Source organism: Actinospica sp., from assembly GCF_035552695.1.
Classification (GTDB): domain Bacteria; phylum Actinomycetota; class Actinomycetes; order Streptomycetales; family Catenulisporaceae; genus Actinospica.
In genome coordinates, this window is the sequence record NZ_DASZKT010000007.1 from 59,458 (window position 1) to 69,679 (window position 10,222).

Here is a 10,222-nt window from a genome sequence, read left to right on the forward strand (position 1 = left end):
GCGCCTATGCCTTGGAGGCGAGCACCGGCACTGTGAAGCAGTTCGCGTTCATGTCCGGGGTCTGAGTCACCCAGCCGCCATGCCCGCCGTTCGCGGAATCCTGCCAGCGGGCCACGTTCAGGCACGCGCGCGTCGTGGCCCCCGGGCGCGAGACGGTGAACGAGCTCGGGATCAGCAGTCCGTGCCCGTCGTACGGCTGCGACCTGTTCATATACGTCTCGACGCACCCCCGCGTGACGTCGGCGCCGCACGACTTGACCGCGTCCGTGAGCCACTGCGCCGATGCCCAGCCGTCGAGCTCCCACATGGACAGATTCGCCGCGCGGGACGGGAAATACTTCGCCATCGCGGCGCGGAAGGCGGCGACCGTCGGGTACTGCGTGTCCTCGTAGTTGCGCTCGGACGACGTCGCATACAGCACATTGCGACACTTCGGCGCGTTCGCATACGTGCTCGGGACGGTCTGATCCCAGCTCTGCGGCGTGGTGACCTTGGCGATGAGGTTCACACCCGCCTGGTCGAGCGCCGTGCACAGTGCGCCGTTGCCCGTGGTGTCGATCGCGTCGAACACGATCTGCACGCCGTGCGCCTTCATGTCCGCGGCCGCGGCGGCGTAGTTCGGCAGCGCGAAGTCGAGTTGCTCGGTGACGACGTCGTAGCCCTCAGCACGGAGCCCGGCGACCTGCATCTGGCCGTAGCGGATCGAGTCGGGTTGGTTGAACTCCACGACCGCCGCGATGTGCGCGCCCAGCTTCTGCTTGAAGTAGGCGTAGATCTCGGTCGAGGAGTAGAGCGTCCCGTCGAAGCCGACCGTCCCGTCGCGCGGCTCGTCGGACCCGTAGATCGAGTAAAGGTGCTGGTACTGGTCGTACGCCTGGTCGATCGGCTCGCCGCCGATGTCCGGCACGTCCTTGGAGTTGACGTACGAGGCGCCCGCGTAGTCGAAGATTGAGTTACCGGCGAACGCGAACACCTGGTCGGAGTCGATGAGCTGGTGCGCGCACTGCAGGTTCCCGATGCCGCTGCCCGCGTCGTCGCACTGGTCGACGACCACCTTGCGCCCGTCCACCCCGCCCGCCGCATTGAGCGCGTCGAAGTACGCCTGCGCCCCGTACCCCGGCCCCGAGAAGGCGTTCGCCCCGAGCGGGCTGCTGATCGAGTCGATCATCCCGACCTTGATCTCCGTCGCCGACACCCCGTCGACGAGCGCGCTGCCGTTCCCGCCCCCGTTCCCGCCGCCGCCCTGCCCGAGCCCGCCACCCCCGGCCGTAGCCTGCCCCGTGAACGCACTGGCCGGCAGCCGCGTCCCACACCCGCCCGCGCCGATGGCAAGCCCCACCGCGACGAGTGCGGCCAGCCCGGCCATCGCCGCCCGGCCCCTGCCGTTGCCGCTGCCCTGCGTCGGCAGCTGCCGGCGGAGCCATCGCCTCGGCCGTCGCCGTGCCCGCTGACCTGCCCGTACCCTCACCCCCCGCCTGTTCCCCGCGCCGCGCCCCCTATCCACCCCGACGCCCTCCATCCGCCGAATGGAGCCCTCCACGATGCAAACGGCCCCCGTCGCCGGGGCGCCGAGGCTCGCGCAGCTCCCCACGTCACGACAGACTGACCCCGTCCACGTCGTACGCCCCCGGACTCCAACACCATGATCCTCCCCAAAGATCGCGACCCCCGCCTCATCACCATCCGCCGTGGCGGGACACTCACGGACCCCGACCATCGGCTGCTGGCCCTGTGGGCCGCCGCGTGCGCGGAACACGTCCTGCACTTCTTCGAGTCGGCCCAGCCCTCAGACCCGCGCCCCCGCGAGGCGATCGAGCAGATTCGCGCCTGGACTCGCGGCGAGATCCGGATGTCCCAATCCCGAGCAGCAGGCGGCCACGCCATGGCCGCCGCAAGGGACCTGAGCGGAGCCCCCCGCCACGCCGCGTACGCCGCCGGCCAGGCCGCAGTCGTCGCGCACGTCGCCGCACACGACCTCGGCGCCGCCGCCTACGCGATCAAAGCCGCGCGTGCCGCGGTCCCCAAGCCGCAGGCCGAGACCGCCGCCACCCTCGAATGCCGCTGGCAGCGCGGCCAACTCCCCGCCGCGATCCGCGAACTAGTCCTCGACGACCAGCAAGCCCGCAACGAGATCTGCTGGTCCGTCTTCGACTGCTGACGGGCTACAGGCCCCTACGCGGTGACGGCGCTGTGACCAAGAGCAGAACCCAGCCGAGACGTAGACCTCGGCCAGGTTCTGCTCTTGGTCACAGCGCCGTCACAGAATGCATTGCAGAATATTGCTCACGACGCCGGGATCGGAGGATGCCGGCTCCGGCCGGGGTCAGTTCTTCGTCAGCGCGATGAGCTGCGAGGAGCCGTTCGGGAAGCCGGCGATGTCGGCCGAGAGGACCGGGACGCTGCCGGGTTCGCCGAGTGCGGCCCAGCCTTCCCGCTGCCAGGAGCCGTTCGCGAGGCGGATGTCGTGGTAGATCTTGCCGCTCGAGGTGACGCCGACGAACTGCGAGGAGCCGTCAGGCATCGCGGTGATGGAGGTCGCCGCCGAACCCGACGGAGCTCCCACGTTTCCCCAGCCCTGGGACTGCCAGGAGCCGTTCGCGTAGCGGACGTCGTGCAGGACCCCGCCACCGGTCTCCTCGACAATCTGGGCGGAGCCGTCGGGCATGCCCGCGATGTCGGCGCCATAGATGCTGAAGTCCTCTCGCTGGTGCACGACGTTCCAGCCCTGCCACGAGCCGTTGGCATGGCGGATGTTGTGCTCCAGCATGCCGTCGACATCGACACCGACGAACTGCGTCGAACCATCGGGCATCGCGGTGATGGCCACGCGCACGATGCTGCCGCTGCCGCTGCCACCGATGGCTGCCCAGCCTTGCGGCTGCCAGGCGCCGCTGGCGTAGCGGATGTCGTGCAGCACGGAGCCGGTACTGGTGTCCTCGACGATCTGCGCGGAGCCGTCCCGCATGCCCGCGATATCCGCAGAGCTCACGACGACGCCTGGCTGGGTCAAGGTCCGCCAGCCCTGCCAGGACCCGTTGGCGTAGCGGATGTTGTGCTCGAGTTGGCCGCTGCTGGAGACGGCGACGAACTGCGTGGAGCCGTCGGGCATCGCGGTAAGGGCCGCGCGCTGGAATCCGGTGGAGCCGCCTGGGATGCCCCAGCCTCCGGACTGCCAGGAGCCGTTGGCATTGCGGACGTCGTGCCACATCGTGGCGTTGATCGGCGTGGAGAACTTGGTCGAATCGCTGAACGGCTTACCGGTTCCCGAATCGGTCCCCGTCACCGTGATGGTGTACGTGCCCTGAGTCTTGTACGTGTGCTGCGCGACACCGTAGGACCCGGGCACCGTACCTGTGCCGTCACCGAAGCTGAACGTGTAGCCGGTCGAGGACCACTCGGTCGCGGTCACCGTGACTCCGAGCGCACCGTTCCCTTCCCCATTCAGGTCGGTGTTGTTCGGCACTTGAAACTGCTCCGCGCCACGGTCGTAGTACCTATAGGTGCCGGCTCCGGTGTCCGCGATCAGCGGGTCGTTGATCCGCGGGCTTCCGTTGATATCGGTGGAGAGTTCCCCAGGTGCCCCCGAGTTCGCCGAGTTGATTACAGGGCTCTGGGACGTGATGAAGTACGTCATGCCGTCCGTCTGCAGTTGCGGATCGGCGGTGATGTCATGCGCGCCCTGACCGGTGGCCGCGTCGAAGGCGGCTGCGGTCTGGTAATAATGTCCGCCCCAGGCGTACTCGTTGGACTTGTTCCCGGGGCCGAGAATGTTGTAGTCAACTGTCGTGCCCGGGGTCGCGGTGCGCGCGACGTCCAGAAGTCCGGTAGCCGCGGAAGTGCCCGAAGCCGTGCAACTGGTGGCGGGCTCGATGACGTTGTTCTCGACGGTAGAACCGGTCGAGGCGCCGGTAAGCACGATGCCACTTCCACAGTGCGCACCTGACGAGGCGGCCGCGGTGTTGCTGGTGATCACCGTTCCGCTCGCGCCGTTCACGACGATGGACGGGTCGCCACCCTGGAGGAAGTTCGTGGAGACGACATCCCCGGTACTTCCCGCGTCGATCTGGAGCGAAGGCGCCGTGCGTCCGGTGTCGAGAAACGCGCCTCGGCTCACGGTAATGGCAGAGGAGTCGCCCGATATTTCAACCCCGGGCTTGTTGGAGCCGGAGGATGAGCTCTGGCTGAAGGTCGTCGCGGCGCGGAAGTTGTCCAGGGTTATGTGACTCGAACCGGTGAAGGTCGCGTCCTGGCTGACGTTCTCGCTACTGATGTTCGTGACCGTCACGTAGCTGACGCCGTTGAAGGCGAACGCCGGAACTCCGCTCAGCGGGCTGGAATCGGAGATCATGTCGGTCGATCCGACCGTGCCCTCGATGGTGATCGGCTGTGCGGCGGTGCCCGACATGGTGATCGTCACCGGCAGATAGCCGGAACCGTTGACGAGGACGGTGTCTCCGGGAACCATCGCGTCGACGGCCGGCTGCAGCGTGCAGAACGGCTGTGCGGCCGTGCCCGTGCCGCCGTCGAAACACGCGCTGCTGGTGCCGTCGACGTAGATCGTCGTCGAGGAGTCTGCATGAGCTACGACCGGCATCAGACCAGTCGCCGAAACCGCGATCGCAATCACGGCAGCCCGATGGCGCTTGTGCAAATGGAGCCCCCACCTCGAAAGAAGAACGCGAAGGCCGACAGCGTCCGCGCGATACTGTGACGACGCTATGGCCGTCTGGATCATAGCGGGTAAGTAAAGCCCCGACTATGGATTAACCGTCACAGCGCCGTCACAGCGTGGACGGAGCCCGATACGAAGTTCCCCCACCGCCGGACCCGTTCTTCACAAGACCTGGCAGCAGGTGTTCACCGCAATGACGGCGCGAGCGATGCCAGTGGCGGACTCAAGCGTTTGGTGGCCGCGGGGCGGTTCGCGATCGAAGCGCAGGGCTGTCCGACGGGATCTCAATGTTCGTACACGACGAGAGTAAGGCGGAGGACCGCGGCGCGGACTGCGGACCGCGACTGCGGACCGCAGGTGCAACAGCCTCATCCCGTGTCATCGCTCACCCCCGGACCGAACGTCTGGTGGCGCACTTGATCGACCGGACAGTCTCTAGCTGCACTGTCCGTGCCAGTAGCGCCGCCACGCGCACCAGCATGCGAGCACGCAAGCCCCGCCCACCGATTGGAGCGCGCAGCGAGTCAGAGACCAGTTCGTGATGACCGCTGCCGCCAGGAATGTCAGCACACCGAAGTACCCAACGCCGAGAAGCCGGCCTGCCCGACGATGGCGCCGCACCCAGAGTGCCCAACGCTCTCCCGCGAACGCCGCCACCGTCATCGTCGCAATGACCGCGAGAGTCAGGACGCCGACAGCGGCGCCCCGCTTGGCCCAGGCCGTGGCCGTGTAGACGGCCGCGACCGGCCCCAGCATGACCCGAGCCCAGATCGGCCACCGCCAGACCCGGTCGTATGCGATGCGCCGCACCGCATCCCGCCCCCTTTGCAACCCCAATCCCATGCCCCGAACCTACCGCGATCGGAGGGAAGCTTGAACGTCGTCGCCAGCCTTCCAGCGTTGCTGCCGACGCCTTAGGTCACCGGGCATTGAGTCTCCCCGTGGCAGGCGTGGACTCAGTGGACTCAATAGGCTTCGTGATCCGCAGTTAGTCGATCCAGCGCCCCGCGGGGAGGTCGTAGAACGCCCGCAGCACATCCTCATCGCGGGTGATCTTCCGCACCGCCTTAGTACTCCAACTGCCGGTCGTGACCTGATGCATCGCCAGATGCCGTGAGCTGCAAGGTTTCTTGAGCGACCGGCCACGGGGGCGTGGTGAACGCGGCAGGCCGCCCGATGATCATGTTGGTGTGCCTCAGACTGAAGCAGCGGATCCGGCTCGCTCTCGTATCGTCCTAGTCGGGGCCTTGCGCCTAGGCACGCGCTCAGGCTGAAGCTAGCGACTCGTAACAAAATCAGAGTGAGCTACTGCTCTGCGGCGAAGTCAGCGAGGATCTCGGCGATAGGGCGTGGAAAGTTGCGCACGAGACCGGGATTGCGGGTCCAGTCGTACGGGAGCGTGATCACCTCCAAGGAGAGTGCCCAACCGCGGCCGCGTGCCCAGGCGTGCTTGTCGACCTCTAGCGCGTCGCGGAAGGCTTGTCGTACGCGCAGTCGAACAGATACCAGGCGGCGAGCAGGTCGCCAGCGGGGTCGGCGGCGCGCGCGGTTGCGAAGTCGATGACCGCAGTAAGCCTGCCGTCTGCCACCAGCACGTTGCCAGGCATGAGATCGCCGCCGGTCAGGGTCGTGGCCAGCGAGATGCCGTAGGCCACGACAAATCACATGTTGCTTGCTACCGGTCGTGCCCCGGTCCACCGGTGACGGTCCTGTGGCTGGTCCGCCCTTCACCGCCCGCAAGTGGCTGGACTCGACGGCGGCGCGGTAGAAATCCACCATGCCGGCTACCCGCAGTTCAGCCAGCAGCAGTTCGTGCAGGCGCCGCCAGACGCTCGCAGCTGTGCGCTGGCCACGACAGTGGTGGGCTGGAAGCGAGTCGAGACGTCCCGAGAGCTGCCCGAACTTCGGGGCGTTTTCGAGGCAGCCACCCGTGGAGCGCCGGACCGTACCGAACAGCATCGGACCACGTGAACACGAGGCGCCCACCACCAGCGCTCTGACCTGCACGAAAAGAGCCCCCGTCCATCTGGACGAGGGCTTGGTCTCTGTGGCCAGGGGCGGGGTCGAACCGCCGACCTACCGCTTTTCAGGCGGTCGCTCGTACCAACTGAGCTACCTGGCCCCGGAACGAGAATGGGCGCCGCGTTGACGTTCAATTCAACACAACGCCCGGTTCGTACCGAGCGGTCCTGACGGGACTTGAACCCGCGACCTCCACCTTGACAGGGTGGCGAGCACTCCAACTGCTCTACAGGACCTTGAGGGTACTGCTGTACTGCTTATCCGACGTTCCCGCCGGGTTTCCGACCAGGAGATCGTAGCACGTCACCGTACCGCACAATCTCCCTGCCGTAGCCCCTACGGGATTCGAACCCGCGCCGCCGCCTTGAAAGGGCGGTGTCCTAGGCCGCTAGACGAAGGGGCCGAGCACCCGGCCGAACCGGGTCCCGGTCTCCCCCGGACGTCTGTCCGTCGGGGACGCATGAAGCATACGGGACCGGGCGGCGCAGCGCCAAAACCATTTCATCCACCCAGCTCAGCGCCCTCATCCCGGCGCGCGCCGAACCGCCCCGAAAGCTTCGTTGAGACGCGGGCCCGAAGTTGGCTACGCTGGCCCCGGACCAATCGCCGCCCGCGGTTGTGCCGGGGCGCTAGCTCAATTGGCAGAGTAGAGGACTTTTAATCCTTGGGTTGTGGGTTCGAGTCCCACGCGCCCCACCCACCGGAAGCACACGATCGGCCGTGACCAGCCGAGCGTTTCCACTGGTCACGGCCTTGCTTTTTGCTGATAGCATCCAATACCTGACATGAGCCCGCTACCCTGGGCACTCTCCATACGGATCCGGTTGGCTACGGGCTCCACCAGGTACCTCCAGGTGGCTGCGGTGAATACGCGGTGACGTTTTTCTCGATCTACCTAGGCTAATCTCCGGCTTCGACGGGTTCCTCGTGGCCGTTCATGGGCGCGCCGCCGCTGTTGGCTGGCGCTCGCGCCTCTGGCGGCTCCGACTGCGTGCCCGGTGGCTTGAGCCCTTCTTCGATGCGGCGCTTGTAATCCTCTTCCTGGCCGGAGATGCACTTGGCGTAGGTGGCCAGGAGGACCGGGACGCTGTTGCCCGCCCACTCGGCGACTTGCGCTGGCGGCACGCCGCTGTTGAGCCAGCCGGTCAGGCACGCGTGCCGGAGGTCGTAGACCTTCTTGCCGGTGATGACCCGGACGACCCGGGTCGCCTTGCCGTCGGGCCCCGCGATGTCCTCGCCGAGTACCTCCATGCGGGCGGTCGACCAACCCTTGCGGACCACGATCGCGGAAAGGTCGCCGCCGCGCACTCCGGCGAACAGCTTGTCGTTCGGCTTGAGCTTCCGGGCCGCGATGTACGCCAGCAGGATCGCGGTCAGCTCCGGGTAGCAGGGCACATGCCGCACTTCGCCGACCGCACGGCCCTTCGGCTGGCGTCGTTGGTCGCGCACGTCGCCACCGTCGGTCCAGCGCTTGCCGATCTCCGGCTGAGGCTCGGACACCGTGATCTCTCCCCAGCCACCCGTAGCCGGGAGCACGACGTCGCGCACATAGAGCGAGACGACTTCCTCCGGGCGCAGTGCGGCAAAGTACATCACCGCCAAGAACGCGTGCACGCGCGAGCCGCTGGGCTTCTGCTTCTTGAGCGCGGCCAGTGTGGCGCGGGCCTGGGTGGAGTTGAGCACGCGCCGCTTGTCGATCGCACGTACCGTCCGGATTTTCTCGACTTCACCCAGCTTGATCGGGTTCTCTGTGAGCAGGTTCTTCTGCACGGCGAATTTGAGCGCGTTGTGCATGATTGCTCGATTGCGCTGGATGGTCGAATTGGCGGCGCTCTTGCCGTCGAGGTTGACCGACAAGGCGGTCATCAGCCGGTCGAACTGTTCGCCGTCTTCGATTGCCGCCATCGGTTTGCTGTTGCGCTTGGCCCACGCCAGGATGTCCGCGACGTTCTGCGGCGCGTTTCTCGCTCTTTGTTGAACGCCCAGTCGCGCAGCGCCTTGCGAAGCTGCTTGGCGGTGAAACCGCTCGGGACCGGGGGGATCATCGCGACGGTGGCGGTTGTCAGCGTACGGGCGATATCGCGCCTGTACGTTCCGGCGGCCCGCGCCCACTTCCTGTCCGCGTGTTCGACGGCGAACTGGTACCAGCCCGTCTCGGACGCCATCTTCTTCAGCTTGGAGACGGGAAGGCCGGTCGCGACGTCGAAGGCCTCGCCCTTTCGAGAGGCTGCGATTAGCTCTGAACGGAACGCGTCCGCCAGAGCATAGGACTCGTGCGGGGAGCGATTCTCCTTGCCAGCGACCAGCCAGCGGACCGTGTATGTGGTCTTCTTCGTCTTCTTGCCGGTGTATTCGTTGATCTTCTTCCAGATTCGCACGTCGTAGCTGGTGTTCACCGGGCAGCCTCCGTGCGCTCTTCCGGCCACCACGTGAAGTCGCTGCGCCAGATGCGCAGCGAGCCGTTGGGCAGCTTGATGCAGCGCGGGGCCCTACGCTTCGCTCGCCACTCATAGAACGTGGACTTGGGCAGCGGCTTGCCCTCCTCTCCGAGTTCGGCGAGCACAGTGGCCAAGGTCAGCAGTTCGTCGCGGGCCATGAGGAAATCTCCTTCTCAGTACCTAGAAACGAAGAAACCCGCCGATGCTGGGCATCGGCGGGTTGAACACGCAGCGCGAGGCTGCACGGTATTAAGTTGTTGAAACTCGCCTTAACTGGCCGTGAACCGCCGCGTCGACGGAGTCAGTTGCCTGGCCTGGCCGTTGGCCAGGGATCGGCGAGCAAGGCGCTCGGCGGTCGCATGCGCTAGCCCGCTGGCGGTCGCCGCTGCCACGAGCCTGTCGAGGACTTCGGTTTCGGAGAGGCCTGAGGCGGCGAGGTAGCCGCCGACCTTATAGGCCAGAGAGGAGAGAGCTTGCTTTCGCCCGTCGGTGAGAGCGGCGCGTTCCTGGGCGCCGTTGTGCAGCACGGTCAGGAGGTATGAGGCGGGCCGGTTGACCGAACTGCCGTGCGCCGGTGGGCCAGCCATCAGCGATGTGGTCCCGGGGCGCGGTGGCGCCGGTCCAGCGACTCGTCGGATCTCCTGGGCGAGCCAGTCGGGCAAGGTTCCGGGGCGTGCGGGGTCGCCATCGCAGTGCCGGTAGACGCCATTGGCCGTGGCTGTGCCGGGTGCGAGTCCGTAGGACCAGCCGGCCTTGATGTCGACCTGCCAGGCGAGTGCGCCGATGGCTTGGTGTAACGGTGCGGGCGGGGCGCGGTACGCTGGGGGTTTCGGCGGTGATCGGCTGGTGATGCGGGCCTGTGGGCCGCGGCCGGGGTGCGCCGCGCAGGCGAGCGAGCAGGCGCAGGGCGTCGCGCCCGTCGCGGTAAGCGCCGGGCCGGTTCCACTCGTGCGGATTGATCTGTTCGTCCGTCAGGGGGGAACTTCAGCCTTTGATACTGCGGATAGTGCGCTCAGTTCGGCCGGTCGGCCCTCCATTGGACGACGTGCCCGGAACCGCCCCGGCCCTTGTCGCGCGCGCGAGCTCAGCG

The 10,222-nt window shown here is 66.9% G+C and carries 8 protein-coding genes, 4 tRNA genes and 1 pseudogene; 2 read left to right on the forward strand and 11 right to left on the reverse strand.

What is annotated here, in order from left to right:
* Positions 1-4: 4 nt before the first annotated feature.
* Complete coding sequence (locus VG296_RS01115) at positions 5-1,366, reverse strand: ABC transporter substrate-binding protein (RefSeq protein WP_325562051.1); 1,362 nt, start codon at positions 1,364-1,366, stop codon at positions 5-7.
* 276 nt (positions 1,367-1,642) lie between these two features.
* Here VG296_RS01115 and VG296_RS01120 point away from each other — a divergent pair, with 276 nt between their 5' ends.
* Complete coding sequence (locus VG296_RS01120; protein ID WP_325562053.1) at positions 1,643-2,158, forward strand: putative immunity protein; 516 nt, start codon at positions 1,643-1,645, stop codon at positions 2,156-2,158.
* Positions 2,159-2,323: 165 nt separating this feature from the next.
* Here VG296_RS01120 and VG296_RS01125 read toward each other — a convergent pair whose 3' ends face one another.
* From VG296_RS01125 to VG296_RS01150, 6 genes and pseudogenes are all read right to left on the reverse strand, one after another.
* Positions 2,324-4,594, reverse strand: a complete 2,271-nt coding sequence (locus tag VG296_RS01125) for a PKD domain-containing protein (RefSeq protein WP_325562054.1) — start codon at positions 4,592-4,594, stop codon at positions 2,324-2,326.
* A 1,538-nt stretch (positions 4,595-6,132) separates the two neighbouring features.
* Complete coding sequence (locus VG296_RS33145) at positions 6,133-6,279, reverse strand: phosphotransferase (protein ID WP_325562155.1); 147 nt, start codon at positions 6,277-6,279, stop codon at positions 6,133-6,135.
* Positions 6,280-6,282: 3 nt separating this feature from the next.
* Positions 6,283-6,514: pseudogene (locus VG296_RS33150) on the reverse strand (IS5/IS1182 family transposase); the annotation flags it as partial.
* A gap of 206 nt (positions 6,515-6,720) precedes the next feature.
* Positions 6,721-6,794: transfer RNA gene (locus VG296_RS01140), tRNA-Phe, on the reverse strand.
* 62 nt (positions 6,795-6,856) lie between these two features.
* A tRNA-Asp gene (locus VG296_RS01145) sits at positions 6,857-6,930 on the reverse strand.
* Between the two features lie 94 nt (positions 6,931-7,024).
* Positions 7,025-7,097: transfer RNA gene (locus tag VG296_RS01150), tRNA-Glu, on the reverse strand.
* Between the two features lie 220 nt (positions 7,098-7,317).
* Here VG296_RS01150 and VG296_RS01155 point away from each other — a divergent pair.
* Positions 7,318-7,390 (forward strand) — tRNA-Lys (locus tag VG296_RS01155).
* Positions 7,391-7,594: 204 nt separating this feature from the next.
* Here the strand turns inward: VG296_RS01155 and VG296_RS01160 are convergent.
* The 4 genes from VG296_RS01160 to VG296_RS01175 form a co-directional block, all read right to left on the reverse strand.
* A complete protein-coding gene (locus tag VG296_RS01160; RefSeq protein ID WP_325562056.1) occupies positions 7,595-8,599 on the reverse strand; it encodes a hypothetical protein in 1,005 nt (334 codons plus the stop codon).
* Complete coding sequence (locus VG296_RS01165) at positions 8,560-9,090, reverse strand: hypothetical protein (protein ID WP_325562058.1); 531 nt, start codon at positions 9,088-9,090, stop codon at positions 8,560-8,562. The genes VG296_RS01160 and VG296_RS01165 overlap by 40 nt, the downstream gene beginning before the upstream one ends.
* On the reverse strand, positions 9,087-9,290 hold the full coding sequence (locus VG296_RS01170; RefSeq protein ID WP_325562060.1) for a hypothetical protein: 204 nt from the start codon (positions 9,288-9,290) through the stop codon (positions 9,087-9,089). Before VG296_RS01170 ends, VG296_RS01165 begins: the two co-directional genes overlap by 4 nt.
* Positions 9,291-9,401: 111 nt before the next feature.
* The gene (locus VG296_RS01175) at positions 9,402-9,719 is read right to left on the reverse strand and encodes a hypothetical protein (protein ID WP_325562062.1); all 318 of its coding nucleotides are present in this window, start codon (positions 9,717-9,719) and stop codon (positions 9,402-9,404) included.
* Positions 9,720-10,222: the final 503 nt, after the last annotated feature.